Consider the following 18,865-nt stretch of genomic DNA (forward strand, 5'->3'; position numbering starts at 1 on the left):
AATCCATGCCGCATCGTTCCTCCGTGCTGATCCGTCGTCTGCTGCTGGGGGGGGTGGCCTCCCTGGTGACAGCAGGTCTGCCACTGCTGGCTCAGGATCGCGTGCCGATCGAGGCGGTGCGGGCCATCAACATGGCCCGCAGCCGCGCCGTGGAGATCAACGGCGGCCTCCAGGCCTACAGGCCTGAACGCTGCATGTTCGCGACCGCGGCCCCCTCCAACCCCTGCATCGTGGCCAACGACAAGGAGGGCTTCGTCTTTCGCTTCATGGGCGGCCCCCCCACCTGGCAGGAGCAGGACCTGGCTCCCACGCTGGAGACGGAGATCCAGATTTCCCCGGATGGTCGCCAGGTGGAAGAGGTGATCTACAACGGCCCGCCGCGTTGATCCCCCGGCCGGGCGTCCCCGGCGGCCAGGTGCAGGTCCTGCTCCAGCTTCGCCATCACCACATCCGCCACATGCTGGATGCGGTAACGGCAGGCCTGGGTCTCGCTGGCCCGGAAGCTTCCGGTCTCCCAGTACTTGTTGCTTCCCGCACCGCCTCCGCAGATGCCGAAATAGCCGCAGCTGTTCCGGCAGGCCTGGATGCCGGCCCGCATGTCTTCCCACATGTGCAGGAACCGGGGACTGGTGCAGGCCTCCAGCAGGGAATCGGTCTGCACATGGCCCAGGTTGAAGCGGCCGTAGCGCGTCTCCACCGACAGCAGTTCCGGGTCGAAGGTGGAGAACTGGCCCTGATGATCCACGCTCACGATGGCCATAGGACGGTTCAGATCGGAATGATCCACCCGGGAGCGGTTCGCGATGAAGGCATAGAGATCCTCGAACTCTCGGATGCGAAGGGCTCCACCGGACTCCACCACCCGGTCCCACACCCGGTCCAGAAAGTGCCGGTACTGGGTTTCGCAGCTTTCGCCGCTGAGGCTGGAGCGCTGATGGACCCCCTCGGTTTCCTCCATGTTGAAGCCCACCTCGTGGATGCCATGCGCCAGGTAGAAGTCCACCAGGGCATCGGCGTGCTGCAGGGATTCCTCGGTGAGCACACTGATCACGGAGAAGGGAATCCCCGCCTGCTGCAGGCTGCGGATGCCGCGCATCGTGTCGGCATGGCTGCCGCGGCCCTGCCGGTAGCGGCGGTGGCGGTCGTGCAGGAAGGCGGGGCCATCGAGGCTCACCCCCACGGCGATGCCGTGGCGTTGGAAGCAGTCGCACCAGGCCGCGTTGATCAGGGTGCCGTTGGTCTGCAGGGCCTGCGCCACCCGCAGCGCCGGGTGAGGGCCCAACATCTCCTGCAGGATCTGATTCGCCTGGTCGTAGAAGGAGGGGGGCCGGGTGAGCGGTTCACCGGCGTGCCAGAGCAGGGTGAAACCCTCGGCGACGAAGGGGCTCTCGAGCACCCGCTGCAGGATCGGCCGCATCAGCGCCACATCCAGCTGGTTCCGCCGCTGCCGTCCGGGCAGGTAGCAGTAGCTGCAATCCAGATTGCACAGGGAGGTGGGCTGGATCACCAGCAGGCGGATCGGCCCGAATCCGCCGGTGCTCACCAGTTCACGAAGCCCACACCCGGCCGGGCGGCATTGACGAATCCACCCCCCGGCCGGGCATTGACGAATCCCCCGCCGCCATTCACGAAACCCCGGCTGCCCCCGTAGTAGCCATGGCCGTTCACAAAGCCGCGGTTCACCCCATTGGCGAAACCCCGGCCGCCGCCGTTGGCGAAGCTGCGCCCGCCACCGTTGGCGAAGCCCCGCGCCAGCAGGCTCTCGCCTTGGCCAGCCCCTTGCCCACCTTCAAAGCGCGCCAGCAGGGCCTGGCTGATCCGCTCCAGCCGCGCCTCCACATCCCGTGGGGCTGCCTCGCCGGCCTGGACGGCAGCCGGTGGAACCAGGGCGGCAAAGGCCAGCAGCAGGAGCAGCAGGGAGGTGCGGGGGGTGATGGCCATGGGTTGGGCGAGGAGGAGGGAGCAGAGGGCGGGAAAGACCTTCAGGGCTGGGCGGGAACCGCGATCCGTTCGTGATTGAGCAGCACGCCCTCGAAGTACAGGGCGATCACCTCCTCCGGCAGCCCCATCGTGCTGCTGGGCCCCAGCCAGCGGTTCACCAGCTCCCGGTAGCGGGGCACCCCATCCACGTAGCCCTGCAGCATCTTGGCGATGGCCAGGTTGACCAGGTTGCGCAGGGTGGAGTTGTTCTCCGGCATCGCACAGCCCACGGCGTAGCGGTTCAGGGCCATGGCCGGCACCAGGGCAGCCTTGCTGTAGCCCCGCGAGAGGGCCGCCTCGGCGAGCAGCACGGAATCTCCGGCCACGGCGTCGAGGCGGCCGGCGCGGAGGGCCTCGATGCCGCCGCTCAGGCTGGGCTGGACGACCAGTCGGGCCGAGGGCTGCAGGGCTTTGATCGTGGCTTCACCCAGGCTGCCGGCCACCACGCCGATCCGCTTGCCCCGCAGGGAATCCGGCGTGCCGTCGAGGGCCGGGCTGCCGGTGAGCAGCCGGATGCCGGAGAGGGCGAAGGGAATCGAGAAGTCCACGAACATCTCCCGCTCCCAGGTGAACTGGGCGCCGCACATCAGGTCGACGCCGCCGTCGTGCACCCGCCGGAACAGGGCGTCCGGATCGTCGACCGCCTCGGTGACCGCCTTCACCGGCCTGCCGAGGTAATCGCTCACCTCGGCGGCGATGAGGCCCGACACATCGATCATGTAGCCCTCCTGTGCGCCCCCGGCCCCCGTGCTCACGTAGGGGGGAATGTCGCCATGCACACCCAGGGAGAGTTCACCGGTGCGGGCCGCCCGCTCGATCGAGGTTTCCGCCAGGACCGTGGCGGGTGCCATGACCAGCCCCAGGGCCAGCGCCCCGAGCAGCCAACGCCGGCTGGCGGCCTGCCAGTCCCATGATCTCCAGGGTGAAACCATCGGGGCGGCCGTTCGATCCACCCACCTTGGCCTGCGCTGTCGCCATTGGCAGAGGATGTTGCGCCGGCGTCACCAGGGCCGGGCCTGTTGTGAGCTCGGCAGCCGGCCAGTCAGGGGCCCTTCAGACCACCTTGTGGCGCCGCACCTGGATCTGCTCCTTCACCTCAATGGTCTTGTTGTGCAGATCCAGGCCCTTGACCGAGGCCACCTCTCCCTGGAGCCCCTGGGCGGCCATCTGGGCGACCAGCTGCTTGATCAGTTCGTCTTCCACCTTGTTCTGGTCAAACCCGCTCGGTGTGAGATCGGCCAGAAAACGGCCGATGCGGGAGGCCACGAGATCAGATGGATTGGTGACCTTGATCACAATCATGACCGGGTTGTGCACTGCCCCGAAAATCTTAAGGGCCCTGGAACAATCCAGCCGCTGCTGGTGGACACTCAGCGGGACTCAGCGGCCGCCCATGGCCCGCAACAGGGCCCCATGGCAGAGGCCGCCATGGGAGCAGGTGGGCACCGCCACGCCGTTGACCCGCGCCCTGCTGGGGGGGGCAGCGGGGGCGCCGCCGGTAGCACCGCGTGGCGCGGGCGGCGGCGTGGGGATGGCCTGATCGCCGGCAGGGGAGACGCCGGTGGAGCGATTGTTGAGGGAGGCCTCGGCCGCGGCGGAGGCTGCGCGGGCCCTCTCGATGGACCCACTGCCCGGCACCGCCGTGGAGGAGTTGTTGAGCGTTCCCTGGATGACGGTGGCCCCCGTCACATCCATCAGCGTCTGGGCCCGGACCGCCTGGGCCGGGGCGAGCAGAGTGGTCATGGCCATGGCGGCCCAGCAGAGGCGGCCGGGGCGGCTGGTCAGCGGCACGGCCGGGGGCAAGACCGGCCGGGGCATGGAAGAACGACGGGACATCGCAGCTGGCGGTGAGGACGGCATCAGGGCTGTTGGGCTGTGCCGGAGCCGGGGTAGTCGCTCCAGGCCTTGAGCTCCTGGAGGGTCTGGATCCCTTCGAGCCGGGGTTTGCCTTTGAGATCCCAGGTGGGGAAGGCACGCACCTTGGCGGCCATGCAGCGCTCGCGCCCGTTGTCGGTCTTGTCGCATTCCACGTAGGGAAGGGAGTTGCCGGCCTCCTTGCCGAACAGATTCTTCTGTTTGAAGCAGGCCGGGCACCACCAGGCGCCGTAGAAGATCGCACCCCGGGACTTCAGGTGGGCGCTGAGTGCGCGCTGTTCGCTGGTGGAGCCGCTGAGGGGCTCACCCACATGGGGCGAGGTGGAACTGGGCTGGCTGGCCGATCCGCCCGCGTCGGCGCTGGCGGTGGCGAGGAAGCCCACCACACCGATGGCCAGAGGAATCAACAGAGCCGAACGCCGGGATCGGATCTGCACCACGGGCATTGCACAGGTCACCTGACCCTAGGCACCCTGCACAGCGTCACCAGGGTGCGGTGAGCACCTCCTGTGCTGTCCCCCGGGGGGCAGGGGGCCGCCGATGGCGCCGTTCGGCCTTCCGCCCCGCCCCACGGGCGGCGGGCGGGCGCCACGGCTGAGAGACTGGGCTCGGGAATTTGCTGGTCCTGCCCTGCGCCGCTGCTTGGCGGCGCAGGGCCCCCATTCCCCCGTCATCCCTCCTGATGAGCGCCTGTCGATGTCCGCCAACGGCTACCGCGACTACTTCAAGGTGCTGGGTGTCGACCGGGGGGCCGATGCCGACGCCATCAAGCGTTCCTTTCGCAAGCTCGCCCGCCAGTACCACCCGGACGTGAACCCGGGAGACAAGGCGGCCGAGGCCCGCTTCAAGGAGATCAGTGAGGCCTACGAGGTGCTCTCCGATCCCGACAAGCGCCGTCGCTACGAACAGTTCGGCCAGTACTGGAGCCAGGCCGGTGCCGGCAGCGGCATGGGCGGCATGGATGTGGACTTCGGCCGCTACGGCAACTTCGACGATTTCATCAATGACCTGCTCGGTCGCTTCGGGGCCGGCGGCACCGGCGGCGCCGGCACACCGGGTGGCTTCGGCTTCCCGTCGGGATTCCCCGGCGGCTTCGGCGGGGGCTTCCCGGGCGGCGGCTTCGCCGGGGGCGGCCGCGCGGCGCCGGTCAATCTCGATGCCGAGGCGAGCATCAGCCTCACCATGGCGGAGGCCTTCAAGGGCTGCGAGCGAACGCTGGCCGTCAACGAGGAGCGGGTTCAGGTGCGGATCCCCGCGGGGGTGAAGCAGGGCAGCCGGCTGAGGCTCAAGGGCAAGGGCAACCTCCAGCCCGGCACCGGTCGCCGCGGGGACCTCTACCTCAACCTCCAGATCCAGGACCACCCCATCTGGAAGCTCGACGGCGACCAGCTGCGGGCCGAGCTGCCGCTCAGCCTCGATGAACTCGCCCTGGGCGGCGAGGTGCGGGTCGCCACCCCGGATGGTGAGGCGGCGGTGCAGGTGCCGCCGGGCATGACCCTGGGTCGCAGCCTGCGGTTGAAGGGCAAGGGATGGCCGCTGCGCGATGGCCGCGGCGATCTGCTGCTCACGCCCGTGCTGCGCCTGCCCGAGGCGCTCAGTGATCAGGAGCGCCAGCTGCTGCTGCAGCTCCGCCAGGCCCGCAGCGCCGATCCGCGGGTCGGTTGGATCCAGGCCGCACGGCTCTGAGGCCAGGGTCGGAGCCCGGCTGCCGTCTCCGTAGGATCCGCCCCAGCACATCTGGATTCATGGAGCTCAGCTACCGCCCCCGCCGGTTGCGCCGCACCCCGGCCCTGCGGGCGATGGTGAGGGAATTCCAGCTCAGCGCAGCCGATTTCATCTACCCCCTGTTCGTGCACGAAGGGGCCACGAACGAGCCGATCGGGGCCATGCCCGGCTGCCAGCGCTGGAGCCTCGAGGGCCTGGTGCAGGAAGTGGGGCGGGCCTGGGACCTCGGCATCCGCTGCGTGGTGCTGTTCCCCAAGGTCGCCGATGGCCTCAAGACGGAGGACGGCGCCGAGTGCTTCAACGAGCACGGCCTGATCCCCCGGGCCATCCGCCGCCTCAAGGAGGTGCACCCCCAGATGGCGATCATGACCGACGTGGCCCTCGACCCCTACTCCTGCGACGGCCACGACGGCATCGTCAGCCAGGAGGGTGTGGTGCTCAACGACGAGACCGTGGCGATCCTCTGCCGCCAGGCCGTGGCCCAGGCCCGGGCCGGTGCCGATCTGATCGGTCCCAGCGACATGATGGACGGGCGTGTGGGTGCGATCCGCGAAGCCCTCGATGAGGAGGGCTTTGAGCATGTGGGGATCATCAGCTACACGGCCAAGTACGCCTCCGCCTATTACGGACCCTTCCGCGAGGCCCTCGATTCGGCCCCCCGCGCCGCCGCCGGCAAGCCGATCCCCAAGGACAAGAGCACCTACCAGATGGACCCGGCCAACGGCCGGGAAGCCATCCTCGAGGCCCAGCTCGATGAGAGCGAAGGAGCCGACATCCTGATGGTGAAGCCCGGTCTGGCCTATCTCGACATCATCCACAGGCTCCGCGGCGAGAGCGAGCAGCCCATTGCCGCCTACAACGTCAGCGGTGAGTACGCGATGGTGAAGGCCGCCGCCGAGCGGGGCTGGATCGATGAACGGGCCGTGGTGCTGGAAACGCTGCTCTGCTTCAAGCGCGCCGGCGCCGATCTGATCCTCACCTACCACGCCTGCGACGCCGCCGCCTGGCTGCGCCAGGGCTGATGCCCGGCTGGCGCCGCAATCTCGCGGCCGCCTCTGGAGAATGGACGGCTCCGATCCACCCCGCCATGGCCGCACCCCCCAGTTCACCCCCTGAGCCGGCCCCGTCCTCTGAGCCGGCCTCTGAGCCGGCCGCACGCCCTGCCCATCGCCTCGGCCATGTGGCCCTGCGGGTCGAGGACCTCGAGCGCGCCAAGGGCTTCTATGTGGGGCTGGGGCTCCGGCTCACCTGGGATGCGGAGGATTGGGCCTACCTGCAGTGGCCCGGCAGCGGTGAGGGTCTCGCCCTGCTGAGCCCCACGTACACCGCCGCGGGGCCCCACCTGGCCCTCCACTTCCCCGACCGCGCCGCGGTTGATCAGCTGCAGGGCCGACTGATGGCGGCGGGCCACCGCTGCGGACCGGTTCACGATCACCGCGACGGAACCGCCAGCTTCTACATGCGCGATCCGGAGGGCAACTGGCTGGAGATGCTCTACGAGCCCGCCGAAGGCATTCCGAGCAATGTGCAGGGCGTGCGGCCGATCCCGCCGCCACGGCCTTGACCCCCGATCCGCCCATCGCCAGCCAGGCCCCCATTCCGCCGCTGACCATCCCGCCGGTCACCATCCAGCAGGAGGCCCTGGAGCTGCTGGAGTGGCCCCGGCTGGCCGACCAGCTCGCCGGCTTCGCCAGCACCCTCCCGGGGGCGCGTGTCTGCCGGGACCCCACCCTGCCCGCGTCCCGGGCCGAAAGCTGCACCCTGCTGGACGAAACCACTGAGCTGCTCGGTCTCGATGGGGTGCTGCCCGGCGGGCTGAGCTTCCAGGGGGTGGCCGACATCGCTGTGGTGGTGGCCCATTGCGCCAAGGGCGGCACCGCCGGCGGCGAGGCCCTGCTCGAGGTGGCCACCACCCTGGCCGCCGCCCGGAGGCTGCGGCGTCAGGTGGACGACCCTGATCTCCGGCCGGTCACCTCGGCCCTGGTGGCCGACCTGCGCACCCTGCCGGAGCTGGAGCAGCGCCTCCGTTTCTGCCTGGAGGAGGGGGGCCGGGTGGCCGACCGCGCCAGCCCGGCACTCGAGGGGGTGCGCCGCCAGCTGGTCGGACTGCGGGCCGAGCGGCGGGAACGCCTTCAGGAACTGCTGCGGCGCTACGGGCCCATGCTGCAGGACAGCGTGGTCTCCGAGCGCCACGGCCGTCCGGTGCTGGCGGTGAAGGCCGGGGCGGCGAGCCAGGTGCCGGGGCTGGTGCATGACAGTTCCGCCTCGGGCAGCACGGTGTACGTGGAGCCCCAGGCGGTGATCGCCCTGGGCAACCGGCTGCGGGACCAGGAGGGGCGGGAGCGGGAGCTGGAACTGGCCGTGCTGGCCGAGCTCAGCGGCCTGGTGGGGGAGCAGGGCGGCCCCCTGGTGCAGCTGCAGGGGGTGCTGGCCCGCCTGGATGGGGCCCTGGCCCGTGCCCGCTACGGCGCCTGGCTCGGGGCGGTGCGTCCCGAGCTCCAGGAGGACCCCCGGGGGCCGTTCAGTCTCGAGGAGCTGCGCCATCCCCTGCTGCTCTGGCAGCACCGCCGGGAGGGGGGACATCCGGTGGTGCCGGTGACCATCCGGGTGGGGCAGGAGCTGCGGGTGGTGGCGATCACCGGCCCCAACACCGGGGGCAAGACGGTCACGCTCAAGAGCCTGGGGCTGGCCGCCCTCATGGCCCGTGCCGGGATGTTCCTGCCCTGCCGCGGCACCCCCCGCCTGCCCTGGTGCGATCCCGTGCTGGCCGACATCGGCGATGAGCAGTCGCTCCAGCAGAACCTCTCCACCTTCAGTGGTCATATCCGCCGCATCGCCCGCATCCTCGACGCCCTGCCCCAGCCCGAGGAGGCCTCCTCAGTGGAGCAGCAGCCCCTCGCTCCGGCACCATCCGCCTCGGCACCATCCGTTCCGGCGCCATCCGGAGCTGCCCTGGTGCTGCTCGATGAAGTGGGGGCCGGGACCGATCCGGTGGAGGGCTCCGCCCTGGCCAGCGCCCTGCTCCGCCATCTGGCTGACCGTGCCCGGCTCACCATCGCCACCACCCATTTCGGCGAGCTCAAGGCCCTCAAGTACAGCGACAGCCGTTTCGAGAACGCCTCGGTGGCCTTCGACGTGGAGACCCTCTCGCCCACCTACCGCCTCCAGTGGGGCATCCCAGGCCGCAGCAATGCGCTGGCGATCGCCCGGCGCCTCGGCCTGAGCGAGCAGGTGCTGACCCACGCCCAGGCCCAGCTGGAGCCCCTGGGGGAGGGGGAGGTCAACCAAGTAATCGTCGGCCTGGAGAGCCAGCGCCAGCGCCAGCAGGAGGCGGCCGAGGAGGCCGCCGCGCTGCTGGCCCGCACCGAGCTGCTGCACGAGGAGCTGCTGCTGCGCTGGGAGCAGCAGAAACAGCAGAGCGCCGAGCTGCAGGAACAACGGCGCCGTGACCTGGAGCACTCCATCCGCCAGGGCCAGCAGGAGGTGCGGCGGATCATCCGCCGTCTGCGCCAGGGAGGGGCGCCCGGGCGTTCCGACACGGCCGATCTCGGGGAGACCGCCCGTCAGGCCGGCCAGCGGCTCAAGCAACTGGCCCGTGAGCACGGCCCCACGCCGGAGCGCCGGGAGCACCGGGGCTGGATGCCGGCGGTGGGAGAGCGGGTACGGGTGCTGTCCCTGGGCAAGGCTGGCGAGGTGCTCGCCCTGGCGGACGACGGACGCGAGCTGAGCGTGCGCTGTGGGGTGATGCGGCTCACCGTCCCCATCGACGCGATCGAGGGGCTCCATGGCGAGAAACCATCCCCTCCGCCTCGCCCTGAGGTGCTCGTCAGGGCCAGGCGCGGCGTCGGGGCCCGGGGCCCCGAGGTCCGCACCGAGCGCAACACCGTGGATGTGCGGGGCCTGCGGGTGCACGAGGCCGAAGCGGCCGTCGAGGAGCACCTGCGCGGCGCGAACGGCCCTGTGTGGGTGATCCACGGCATCGGTACCGGAAAACTGAAGCGGGGCCTGCGCCAGTGGCTCAGCACCGTGCCCTACGTGGAGCGGGTGGACGATGCGGCTCAGGGGGATGGCGGGCCCGGCTGCACGGTGGTTCACGTGCGCTGAGGTTCGCCTGCGCTGAGGAGCTGGCAGACCCGCCCCATCCAAGCCGACCGGCCTTCAGAGGGCGGGCAGCACCGGACCCGCTGCCTGGGGCTGGGGCTGGGGCAGGGCCAGGGCCTCCCCAGCCGCGTCGAACAGGCGCCAGCCGCTGGGGTCGGCGTCCAGGTGAAGGGTCTGGCCTGCAACGAGCCGTTCCTCCGGCCCGACACGCACCTGCACCAGGTGGCTGCTCTCCTGCAGCCTGCAGGTGAGCAGCTGTTCGTTGCCGAGGGCTTCCACGTGCTGCACCTCGGCTGCCAGGTTGCGGTTGGTGGCCGGGGCCAGCCGCAGGTGCTCCGGGCGCAGGCCCCCGGTGAGACGGTGGCCGACCCGGCTGGCCAGCAGATCGGCCAGGGGGCCATCCATTGACAGCCGCCGGCCGCCGAGGAGCAGTTGGCCGGGCCCGATCGCCTCCACCGGCAGCAGGTTCATCGGCGGGCTGCCGATGAACTGGGCCACAAAGAGGTTGGCGGGCCAGTGGTAGAGCTCCATCGGGGTGCCCAGTTGCTGCAGCCGCCCGGCGTTGAGCACGGCGATGCGGTGCCCCATCGTCATCGCCTCCACCTGGTCATGGGTGACATAGAGGGTGGTGGTGCCCAGCTCGCGCTGCAGGGCGACGATCTGGGCGCGCGTGCCGGTGCGGAGCTTGGCGTCCAGGTTGCTCAGCGGCTCGTCCATCAGAAACACCGACGGCTGACGGGCGATGGCCCGTCCCAGGGCCACCCGCTGCTTCTGGCCGCCGGAGAGCTCCTTGGGCAGGCGCTGGAGCAGGGGTTCGAGCTCCAGGCTGGTGGCCACCTCGGCGATCCGAGCTTCCACCCGGGCCTCCCGGGGGGAGGACACCCGCAGTGGACCGGGCAGGCGGCGGGTCGCCCGGTGCAGGGCATCCTCGAGCTGTTGCAGGGGGGTGCGCGGCCGGCTGCGCCGCAGTCCGAAGCCGATGTTGCCGGCCACGCTCAGGTGGGGATAGAGGGCATAGCTCTGGAACACCATGGCCACGTCGCGCTGGGCCGGCCGCAGCCGGGTGACCTCCCGTTCTCCCACCACGATGCTGCCGCTGGTCGGTTGCTCCAGACCGGCGAGCAGGCGCAGCAGGGTGCTCTTGCCGCATCCTGAGGGCCCCACCAGCACCAGGAACTCCCCATCCCGCACGTGCAGGTCGAGGGCCCTCAGCACCTCCACCGGGGCGCCACCACGGTGGGGCGGGTAGGTCTTGCCGACCGCTTGAAAACGTACCTCCGCCAAACCTGCTCCCACGTGGCCCCGTGTTGGCCGGAATCCTAGGTTTGAGCCAATGCACTTCATCGATCAGGCCCGCATCGCCGTGAAGGCCGGCCGCGGCGGCGACGGGATCGTGGCGTTCCGCCGCGAGAAATACGTACCGGCCGGCGGACCTTCCGGTGGTGACGGTGGACGGGGCGGCGACGTGCTGCTCGTGGCCGACGCCAACCTGCAGACCCTGCTTGACTTCAAGTACCGGCGGATCTTCGAGGCGGTGGATGGACGCCGTGGTGGTCCGAACCGCTGCACCGGCGCCAGCGGGGATGCGCTGCGGATCAAGGTGCCCTGCGGGACCGAGGTGCGCGATGCCCGCACCGGCATCCTGCTCGGCGACCTCACCCGGCCTGGCGAAGAGCTGCTGGTGGCGGCGGCGGGCCGGGGAGGCCTCGGCAATGCCCATTACCTCAGCAACCGCAACCGGGCCCCGGAAAAGTGCACGGAGGGCAAGGAGGGGGAGGAGTGGCTGCTGCAGCTGGAGCTCAAGCTGCTGGCCGAGGTGGGCATCATCGGGCTGCCCAATGCCGGCAAGAGCACCCTGATCTCAGTGCTCTCGGCGGCACGCCCCAAGATCGCCGATTACCCGTTCACCACCCTGGTACCGAACCTGGGCGTGGTTCGCCGCCCCAGCGGGGATGGCACCGTCTTCGCCGACATTCCCGGACTGATCGCCGGTGCGGCCCAGGGGGCCGGGCTGGGCCATGACTTTCTGCGTCACATCGAGCGCACCCGTCTGCTGGTCCACCTGGTGGACGCCGCCTCCGAGGCCGTGCTGAGCGATCTTCAGGTGGTCGAGCGGGAACTGGCCGCCTACGGGCATGGGCTGGAGCGGCGCCCCCGGCTGGTGGTGCTCAACAAGATCGAGCTGCTGGACCCCGCGGAGCTGGAGCTGCTGAGGGCTGAGGTTGAGGGCCACTGCGGCCGCAGCGTGCTGGCTGTTTCTGCCGCCACCGGGAGCCATCTGGACAGCCTGCTGGCCGCGGTGTGGCGTGAGCTGGACATCGGGGCTCCCCGGGAGACCGAAGAGCCGGTGATGGGCGAGGCCTGAGCCTCAGTCGTCGTAGACCCGGCACTCGGGGGCCTCGGGGTTCATGTCGCAGTAGATCTCGAGGGGCGAGGGGTCGTGGCTGTCCTCGGGGTGGTGGGCCTTGTACTCCTCGAGCCCTTTGATCTCCTCCTCGAGGTGGCGCACCTTGCCCATGTCGCCGGCAGCGCGCGCAGCCTCGATGTCGGTCTTGTCCTTCTGGATGTGCTCGTCGATGTTGTTCATGCTGGTGCTGGACGGGTGAGTCCGAAGCTCATCGGCGCCCACCATACGGTTGCTGCAAGCCCTGGCGCTTTTCTGTGGGCTGCTGCTGATTGGCACGACCGTGGCTACCAGCAGTTCAGGAGCATTGCGGGGCGCAGAGGCCATGACACGCATCAGGCACCGGCGGGATCGCCATTTCATGGATGAGAACGGGCGTCTGTACTGGATCAACGGCCCGGATCACCACTGCTACCTCTCGGAGCAGCGGCAGTGGCGGGTCGGCCTGAGCTTCGAGGATGTGTTGGATTGGAAACAATGCGCCCCCAGCGGGCTGGTCAGCCAGCGCTTCAGTTCCCCACGGGCCGCCTGCGAGGCCTACGAGCACCATCTGGTGCAGTGGTCCAGGGATCTGTATCTGCAGCGGATGGGCGATCGCATGGCGGCCCGCCGCAGTGATCCCGACTACAAGCCCACCGCCATGGTGCTGGCCGAGAGCCAGGGGGCCAGGCCCCGTCAGCAGCCCTGGCGGCTGCCGGACCCTTCCGGACCCTGCTGCGGCCTGCCCCCCCGTTCCCCCGCCTCGGCCGCGATGCTGGAGATGCCCCACCCTCGCCGCCGCCGCCGGCTGGGCGGGGATCCGTCAGCCCGCCAGCTCGCTGAGCTCTAGCCAGCGCTCCTCGCCGTGCTCGATGCGGCGGGCCAGCTCGGAGAGCTCCTGGGTGAGGGCTTCGAGGGCGGTGTAATCGCTGCTGCCGCTGGCCAGACGCTGCTCCAGTTCGCCGCGGCGGGCCTCCCAGGTGGGCAGGTCCGCATCCAGCTGGGCCAGCTCCCGGGATTCCTTGAAACTGCGGCGCCGGGGCTTCGGCGTGGCGCCGCTGGCACCGCCCTTTTCCGTGCCACTGTCCGCGCTGCTCTCCGTGGGTGTGACCGTGTCGGTCGGGCTGGAGCGTTCGCGCAGGCGCCGCTCCAGGTAGGCGCTGTAGTTGCCCTCGAACCGTTCCAGCACGCCGTCGTGGAAGGCGAAGAGCCGATCCACCGTGCGATCGAGGAAGTAGCGGTCGTGGGACACCACCACCACACAGCCGCGGAAGTCCTCGAGGAAGTCCTCGAGCACGGTGAGGGTCTGCACGTCGAGGTCGTTGGTGGGCTCATCGAGCAGCAGCACGTTCGGCGCCTCGATCAGCAGCCTGCAGAGGTGCAGCCGGCGCCGCTCACCGCCGGAGAGTTTGCTCACCGGCTGGTGCTGCTGGGCCGGCGGGAACAGGAACCGCTCCAGCAGCTGGGAGGCGCTCAGGCTGCTGCCCTCCACCTCGACGCTGCTGGCGGCTTCCCTGACCACGTCGATCACCTTGCGCTCCCGGCCCGCCGCATCCCGCTCGTCCCCCAGCACGTCGCTGTGCTGGTCGAAGTAGGCGAGCTTCACGGTGGACCCCAGCTCCAGCCGTCCCTGCTGCACGGCGCGCCGGCCGGCGATCAGATCCAGCAGGGTCGACTTGCCCGATCCGTTCGGGCCGATGATCCCCACCCGGTCCTCGGGGCTGAAGTCGTAGCTGAACTCCCGCAGCAGGGGGGGCAGACCCAGCTGGCGGGCCTCCTCCGTGGCCCACACGCTCAGGTGCTCGGCCTCGATCGCCCGCTTGCCGAGGCGGCGCTGGTTGCTCGCCAGGCTGAGCTGGCCGCGGCTCTGGCGACGGGGTGCCTCCTGCATCGCCTCGATCCGCTGGATGCGGGCCTTCTGCTTGGTGCTGCGGGCCTGGGGCCCGCGCCGCAGCCACTCCAGCTCCCGCCGCAGCACGCCACGGAACTTGGCCTCACCGGCGGCGGCGGCGGCCTCGTCGTCGGCCTTGCGGGCCAGATAGGTGGCGTAGTTGCCGCCGTAGCTGCGGGCTTCGCCCCGGTCGACCTCCACGATCCTGTCGGTGACCTGGTCCAGCACGTAGCGGTCGTGGGTGATCAGCACCAGGGCCCCGGGGAAGCGGCCCAGGTAGCCCTGCAGCCACTGGATGCAGTCGGCATCGAGATGGTTGGTGGGCTCATCGAGCAGCAGCACGTCGGGTTCGGCGACCAGGGCCGAGGCCAGGGCCAGCCGCTTGCGGTAGCCGCCGGAGAGTTCACCCACCCGGCGCCCGACCTCGGTCACCCCGAGGCGGTCGAGCACCTCCCGCACCTGCTGCTCCAGCCCCCAGGCCTGGCTCTGGTCCATGCGGCTGTTCAGCTCGCCCAGCTCGGCCAGCAGGGCCGTGGCATCCCCACCCGAGCTGTGCGCCTGGGCCAGGGCATCGCTCACGGCGGTGTAGCGGCGCAGCAGCGCCAGCTTTTCGCCGCTGCCCTCGAACACCTGATCGAGCACGGTGCGCTCCGGATCGAGGGCGGGGTCCTGGTCCACCAGGACGATCCGGGCCTGGGGCAGGGTGCGGCGTTCGCCGGCTCCCGCAGGCTCCTGGCCGGCCAGCAGCTTCAGCAGGGTGCTCTTGCCGGCGCCGTTCGGTCCGATCAGTCCGAGCCGCTCCCGCGGGCCGATGTGCAGGGTGAGCTGCTCGAACAGGGTGCGGATGCCGAAGTCCTTGCGGACCCCCACCAGGCTGATCAGGCTCACGTCAGGCTCCCGTGCCGGCGCTGCGGCGGCGATCCTCGAGATACGCAAAAACGCTCTTGTCGCCGACGTCGGCGGCGGCCGGCATCGGGAACTTCCGCAGGCAGAGCACCAGCAGCAGGGCGGCCTCCAGGGCCAGCAGGGAGCCGCTGGTGGCAGGGGGCAGCAGGCCGCTGAGCTGGCCCAGCAGGGCGAGGGGCAGCAACAGGGTCACCCCGATCGCCTCCGGTCGCCGGAAACAGAAGAACTCCTTGAAGCCGATCCCGGCCAGGGCGGCGAAGAAGGGGCCGATCGCCCAGATCCAGCGGCCGTCAGCGGCCACCGCGGCCGCCATCCCCCCCGGACCGGCCAGGGCACCGAGGAGCAGGAACCCGCCGCAGCCGAGCAACCAGAAGAGCTGAAGGCTGCGGTGCAGGGGACGCAGGTAGATGTGGATCCAACGCAGCGCCAGCCCCAGGCCCGCCGCCATCGGCAGCAGCCAGGGCCAGAGCCACCGATCGCCCAGCCAGTGCCACTGGGCCAGCAGGCCCGCCTGGGCGATCGCCATCACCAGCAGGCTCAGCCGGTAGCCCTGCACCTCGCGGCGGTCCTCGGCCGTGATCGTGAAGGGTCCGTAGACCCCGTCGAAGACCGGATCGGCGCCGGGATGGCTGATGGGAGGGCTGGTGCCATCAGAGAGGTTCGCATCAGTCATGGTTCAAATCGGTCATGGTTCGCATCAGGCCTGTTCGGCCGGGCTGGGGGCTCTCCCACCAGTGTGGCCAGGGGGGGGCCTGCGGGAACGATTCCGGAGGGGTGGAGGGGAAACAGGGCGCCGAAGTAGTCGCGGCGCCAGGCCTCCGGCCAGCAGGTGGCGGCCACGCCGGGCAGCCCATGGAAGCGGGAGCGCCACCGCCACAGGCCCGGCAGCTGCCACAGCGGCCGGCGGCTGACCCCGAACAGGGGGGCATAGACCAGCTCCAGCCGGATCAGGGTGGGGAACAGCTGCACGTCGGCCAGGCTGAGCTCGGGCCCGCTCAGCCATCCGTCGCCGCCATGCTGCTGCAGGAGCGCATCGGCTTCGCCCAGGGCGTCGAACAGGGCCGTTTCCGCCCGGTCGTAGGCGGCCTGGCTGCGGGCGAAGCCGCAGCGGTAGACCCCGTCGTTCACCCGGCCCTGCAGCAGTTCCCGCCAGTGCTGGGTCGCCTGCCGCTGCGCCGGCGGCTCGAGGTCCGGACCTGCTGGCGAGGGCCAGTGGTTGAGCAGTTCGATCAGTCGGGCGCTCTCGCCCACCACGATCTGCCGGCTTTTCCGCGACACCAGCACCGGCACCGTGGCCCGGGTCCCGGCCGCTGCGCCGCACTGGGTGTAGAGCTCCTGCAGGGTTTCGCAGCCAAGGAACGCCTCGCTGAAGCGCCAGCGCCCGGCGGCCGGGTCGGGTTCCACCACCACCAGGGTGATGCTGGCCGCCAACTGGCGCAGGCTCCACACCAGCCAGGCCCGGTGGGCCCAGGGGCAGCTCCTCCCCACGACCAGCACATGCGCTTCCGGTTCGGCGGCATCGGCCGGGACGGCCGGCAGGGCCGCGAAGGCCCCCTCGGGCCTGCGGTAGTTGCCCTCGGAGTCGGCGGGGCCCAGGCCCCCCATGAGCTGCTGCCATTGCCACTGCCAGGCCCCGCGGGCCACGCGCACCAGCAGGGGAGATGGGGGCATGACGGCGTCCGCACTGGTTCGACTCTGCGCCAGGCTGGACTGGAAAGCCACCGCGACGGGTTGTCCGGCTGGCGTTGGCCGAGGAGGTGGTGGTGCAGGTCGGTCAGGGGGCAGGGGTGCTGGTGGTCGGCGGCACCCACGGCAACGAGCGCAATGCGCCGTGGCTGCTGGAGCACTGGCGGGACAACCCCGGGGCCCTGGCCACCGGGGGACTGCCCGTGAGGCTGATCCTCGGCAACCCCGAGGCCCATGCCTGCAACCGGCGCTACGTGGCGCGGGACCTCAACCGCTGCTTCACCGAGGACCTGCTGGCGGATCCCGACGAGCAGAGCCCTGAAGTGCGGCGGGCGCGGCACCTCCTCGCGGTCCATGGGCCCGCAGGCCGCGAGCCCTGTGCCGTGGCGATCGATCTCCACAGCACCACCAGTGCCATGGGCAATTCCCTGGTGCTCTACGGCCGCCGGCCGACCGATCTGGCCCTGGCGGCCGGCATCCAGGGCCTGCTGGGCCTGCCGATCTATCTGCACGAGGCCGACCTCGATCAGACCGGCTTTCTGGTGGAGCAGTGGCCCTGCGGCGTGGCGATCGAGGTGGGGCCGGTGCCCCAGGGCGTGGTGCAGGCCCAGATCTGCCGCCAGAGCCAGCTCGCCCTGGAGGCGGCCCTGGCGGTGCTCGCCGCTGCCCGTCGTGGGGGGCTGCGCCTGCCGGCGGGACTGACGGTGCATCGCCACCTCACCAGCCTCGATCTGCCCCGCGGTGCCGACGGCAGCCCACAGGCCTGCATCCATCCCTCACGGCAGTTTCGCGACTGGTGGCCGCTGCAGCCGGGGGATCCGCTGTTTCTCACAGCCGCCGGCGACGTCATCCGCTTCGAGCCCCAGGCCGAGCTGCAACCGCGCCTGTCCCAGGGCTTGGAGAACCCCGAAGCCTGGTCCGACCAACTGGTCGCCGTCTTCATCAATGAAGCTGCCTACGGCGAGAAGGGCATTGCCCTCAGCCTCGCCCGGCGGGAGGTCTGGGCCGTCGAGAGGGCCTGGGGTCAGGCGCTGGGCGACTGTGCGGCCGGGCTGGCCGTGGGATGACGTCGGGCGAGGCCTGAGCTGCGGGGCTGCGGCTGGCTCAGCGCGGCACGCCGTTGTACAGGATCTGGACGACCGTGCGGCCGTCCGGGGAGACGAGCATCTCCGTCTCGACGGTGGGAGGCAGCTGCAACTGCTCCCAGCCGGGGCTGCCACCCAGGAAGCGGAAGGTGAAGCCCTCCTCCGAGCGGCTCACCAGGCAGGGGTTGTTGTTGATCCCCTGGTACATGCACACCGCCGGCCGGTAGACCCCCAGCCCGCCGTTCAGCTTGGCGGCGGTGCCCCGGGCCACGTTGATCGCCCGCTGAAGCCCCATGGCCTCGCTCTTGATCTGTTCGATGCGCTGGAGCGTCTGGCCGGTGAGGCTCGAGGGCGAGGGTTCCTCCGCCTTGACTCCGGTGGGGCCCAGGAGGCACAGGCCGGCGAGCAGGAACAGCCTGCCGGCCAGCGCTCCGCGTGCCCCTGATCGGCTGGTGAAACGAACCATGACCTGAGACCGAACGGTCCTGCATCACCCGCTCAGCCTGGGTCCTGGGGTTGGGTTGTGCCCCGCCCGCTCAGCCACAAACCAGGGTGGCCTGCTCCTTGGTGCAGGGCAGGTCACTGCGGGTGCCATCGGCCCAGTAGATCCTCAGCCGGTCGTCACTGGTGCCCGTTCGGTAGGTGAGCGACTTGACCGGACCGGCGGGCGGCTTGCCGCTCTTGTCGGCGGCGCCCTGGGGGCTGAGGGCGTTGAGCTTCTGCTCGAGTTGCTGGATCTTCACGTCCTGCTGCTCCAGGCGTTGCTGCAGTTGCAGCAGCTCGGCCGAAGGCTTGGGCTGGCAGGCGCCCAGGACCAGGGCGGAACCCACCGCCAGCAGCAGGCCGGGGAGCTGGGGGAGGGGGGGGACGGTCTGGGGGGCGGACTGGGGGGCTCGCAGCGCCATGCCGTGCAGCGGAGGGATAGCCGCACACATAGCCCAACGGCTGCTGCCGAGCCCTGAGCCCCCCTGGCCCCGCAACCCCTCTTCACAAACCACGCAATGTTCTGTTACGTTCAGCGGCGACGGGATTCCGTCCGCCTGCCGCGTCTTCCCCCGGGCTCCGCCCACGGAGGGGCGATGGCGGCCATACCTACCCGCTCTTACGAGCACCTCTTCTCCTGTTCTCATGACCACCACTCTCCAGCAGCGCTCCGGCGCCTCCAGCTGGCAGCAGTTCTGCGAGTGGGTCACCTCCACCAACAACCGCCTCTACGTGGGCTGGTTCGGCGTG

General features: G+C 70.5%; 21 protein-coding genes. 8 read left to right on the forward strand and 13 right to left on the reverse strand.

All coding sequences use genetic code 11. The features are described from left to right. The first annotated feature begins 5 nt into the window (after nt 1-5). On the forward strand, nt 6-386 hold the full coding sequence (locus ACLNEE_RS08615; RefSeq protein WP_411423157.1) for a hypothetical protein: 381 nt from the start codon (nt 6-8) through the stop codon (nt 384-386). Here the strand turns inward: ACLNEE_RS08615 and grrM are convergent. The 6 genes from grrM to ACLNEE_RS08645 form a co-directional block, all read right to left on the reverse strand. Then, nucleotides 365-1,543: a cyclophane-forming radical SAM/SPASM peptide maturase GrrM/OscB gene (gene grrM / locus ACLNEE_RS08620; RefSeq protein WP_411423158.1), complete on the reverse strand. Its 1,179-nt coding sequence runs from the start codon at nt 1,541-1,543 to the stop codon at nt 365-367. The genes ACLNEE_RS08615 and grrM overlap by 22 nt on opposite strands. Then, complete coding sequence (gene grrA, locus ACLNEE_RS08625) at nt 1,540-1,941, reverse strand: GrrA/OscA1 family cyclophane-containing rSAM-modified RiPP (protein ID WP_411423159.1); 402 nt, start codon at nt 1,939-1,941, stop codon at nt 1,540-1,542. The genes grrM and grrA overlap by 4 nt, the downstream gene beginning before the upstream one ends. 41 nt (nt 1,942-1,982) lie before the next feature. Continuing rightward, nucleotides 1,983-2,912, reverse strand: coding sequence for an extracellular substrate binding-like orphan protein GrrP (gene grrP, locus ACLNEE_RS08630; protein WP_411423160.1), 930 nt, complete (start codon nt 2,910-2,912; stop codon nt 1,983-1,985). A 121-nt stretch (nt 2,913-3,033) separates the two neighbouring features. Next, a complete protein-coding gene (locus ACLNEE_RS08635) occupies nt 3,034-3,282 on the reverse strand; it encodes a hypothetical protein (protein WP_411423161.1) in 249 nt (82 codons plus the stop codon). A gap of 78 nt (nt 3,283-3,360) precedes the next feature. Next, the gene (locus tag ACLNEE_RS08640) at nt 3,361-3,816 is read right to left on the reverse strand and encodes a hypothetical protein (protein ID WP_411423162.1); all 456 of its coding nucleotides are present in this window, start codon (nt 3,814-3,816) and stop codon (nt 3,361-3,363) included. 23 nt (nt 3,817-3,839) lie between these two features. Continuing rightward, a complete protein-coding gene (locus tag ACLNEE_RS08645; RefSeq protein WP_411423163.1) occupies nt 3,840-4,292 on the reverse strand; it encodes a hypothetical protein in 453 nt (150 codons plus the stop codon). Nucleotides 4,293-4,551: 259 nt separating this feature from the next. Here ACLNEE_RS08645 and ACLNEE_RS08650 point away from each other — a divergent pair, with 259 nt between their 5' ends. The 4 genes from ACLNEE_RS08650 to ACLNEE_RS08665 all read left to right on the forward strand — a co-directional run bounded on the left by ACLNEE_RS08650 (nt 4,552) and on the right by ACLNEE_RS08665 (nt 9,684). After that, on the forward strand, nt 4,552-5,541 hold the full coding sequence (locus tag ACLNEE_RS08650) for a DnaJ C-terminal domain-containing protein (protein ID WP_411423164.1): 990 nt from the start codon (nt 4,552-4,554) through the stop codon (nt 5,539-5,541). A gap of 59 nt (nt 5,542-5,600) precedes the next feature. Further along, nucleotides 5,601-6,602, forward strand: coding sequence for a porphobilinogen synthase (gene hemB / locus ACLNEE_RS08655; RefSeq protein ID WP_411423165.1), 1,002 nt, complete (start codon nt 5,601-5,603; stop codon nt 6,600-6,602). 65 nt (nt 6,603-6,667) lie between these two features. Then, nucleotides 6,668-7,144 carry a VOC family protein gene (locus tag ACLNEE_RS08660; RefSeq protein ID WP_412006995.1) on the forward strand — a complete coding sequence of 159 codons (477 nt, stop codon included), beginning with the start codon at nt 6,668-6,670 and terminating at the stop codon, nt 7,142-7,144. Next, nucleotides 7,141-9,684, forward strand: a complete 2,544-nt coding sequence (locus tag ACLNEE_RS08665; RefSeq protein WP_411423167.1) for an endonuclease MutS2 — start codon at nt 7,141-7,143, stop codon at nt 9,682-9,684. The genes ACLNEE_RS08660 and ACLNEE_RS08665 overlap by 4 nt, the downstream gene beginning before the upstream one ends. 54 nt (nt 9,685-9,738) lie before the next feature. Here ACLNEE_RS08665 and ACLNEE_RS08670 read toward each other — a convergent pair whose 3' ends face one another. Then, nucleotides 9,739-10,965, reverse strand: coding sequence for an ABC transporter ATP-binding protein (locus ACLNEE_RS08670; protein ID WP_411423177.1), 1,227 nt, complete (start codon nt 10,963-10,965; stop codon nt 9,739-9,741). Nucleotides 10,966-11,014: 49 nt separating this feature from the next. On the opposite strand from ACLNEE_RS08670, the gene cgtA reads away from it, so the two are divergent. Further along, on the forward strand, nt 11,015-12,046 hold the full coding sequence (gene cgtA / locus ACLNEE_RS08675; RefSeq protein WP_411423168.1) for an Obg family GTPase CgtA: 1,032 nt from the start codon (nt 11,015-11,017) through the stop codon (nt 12,044-12,046). A 3-nt stretch (nt 12,047-12,049) separates the two neighbouring features. Here the strand turns inward: cgtA and ACLNEE_RS08680 are convergent, their stop codons facing one another. Continuing rightward, nucleotides 12,050-12,268 (reverse strand): Calvin cycle protein CP12, encoded by a 219-nt coding sequence (locus tag ACLNEE_RS08680; RefSeq protein WP_411423169.1) that lies wholly within the window; start codon nt 12,266-12,268, stop codon nt 12,050-12,052. 142 nt (nt 12,269-12,410) lie between these two features. Between ACLNEE_RS08680 and ACLNEE_RS08685 the strand changes: the two genes are divergently transcribed. Beyond that, nucleotides 12,411-12,914 carry a hypothetical protein gene (locus tag ACLNEE_RS08685; RefSeq protein WP_411423170.1) on the forward strand — a complete coding sequence of 168 codons (504 nt, stop codon included), beginning with the start codon at nt 12,411-12,413 and terminating at the stop codon, nt 12,912-12,914. On the opposite strand, the gene ACLNEE_RS08690 is transcribed toward ACLNEE_RS08685, so the two are convergent. From ACLNEE_RS08690 to ACLNEE_RS08700, 3 genes are read right to left on the reverse strand one after another with little or no spacing between them, the layout of a single operon-like run. Further along, nucleotides 12,888-14,843: an ABC-F family ATP-binding cassette domain-containing protein gene (locus ACLNEE_RS08690; RefSeq protein ID WP_412006996.1), complete on the reverse strand. Its 1,956-nt coding sequence runs from the start codon at nt 14,841-14,843 to the stop codon at nt 12,888-12,890. The two genes, ACLNEE_RS08685 and ACLNEE_RS08690, sit on opposite strands and share 27 nt — an antisense overlap. A gap of 1 nt (nt 14,844) precedes the next feature. Continuing rightward, entirely contained in the window at nt 14,845-15,534 is a 690-nt protein-coding gene (locus tag ACLNEE_RS08695; protein WP_411423172.1) for a DUF2301 domain-containing membrane protein, read from the reverse strand. Then, complete coding sequence (locus ACLNEE_RS08700) at nt 15,531-16,532, reverse strand: glutathione S-transferase C-terminal domain-containing protein (RefSeq protein ID WP_411423173.1); 1,002 nt, start codon at nt 16,530-16,532, stop codon at nt 15,531-15,533. The genes ACLNEE_RS08695 and ACLNEE_RS08700 overlap by 4 nt, the downstream gene beginning before the upstream one ends. Nucleotides 16,533-16,606: 74 nt before the next feature. On the opposite strand from ACLNEE_RS08700, the gene ACLNEE_RS08705 reads away from it, so the two are divergent. Beyond that, nucleotides 16,607-17,614: an aspartoacylase gene (locus ACLNEE_RS08705; RefSeq protein WP_411423174.1), complete on the forward strand. Its 1,008-nt coding sequence runs from the start codon at nt 16,607-16,609 to the stop codon at nt 17,612-17,614. A 37-nt stretch (nt 17,615-17,651) separates the two neighbouring features. Here the strand turns inward: ACLNEE_RS08705 and ACLNEE_RS08710 are convergent, their stop codons facing one another. Continuing rightward, nucleotides 17,652-18,098 carry a hypothetical protein gene (locus tag ACLNEE_RS08710; RefSeq protein ID WP_411423175.1) on the reverse strand — a complete coding sequence of 149 codons (447 nt, stop codon included), beginning with the start codon at nt 18,096-18,098 and terminating at the stop codon, nt 17,652-17,654. Nucleotides 18,099-18,168: 70 nt separating this feature from the next. Beyond that, nucleotides 18,169-18,537, reverse strand: a complete 369-nt coding sequence (locus tag ACLNEE_RS08715; RefSeq protein ID WP_412006997.1) for a hypothetical protein — start codon at nt 18,535-18,537, stop codon at nt 18,169-18,171. Between the last annotated feature and the right edge of the window lie 328 nt (nt 18,538-18,865).

The sequence above is a fragment of the Aphanothece stagnina RSMan2012 genome, assembly GCF_046764815.1.
Taxonomy (GTDB): Bacteria; Cyanobacteriota; Cyanobacteriia; order PCC-6307; family Cyanobiaceae; genus NIES-981.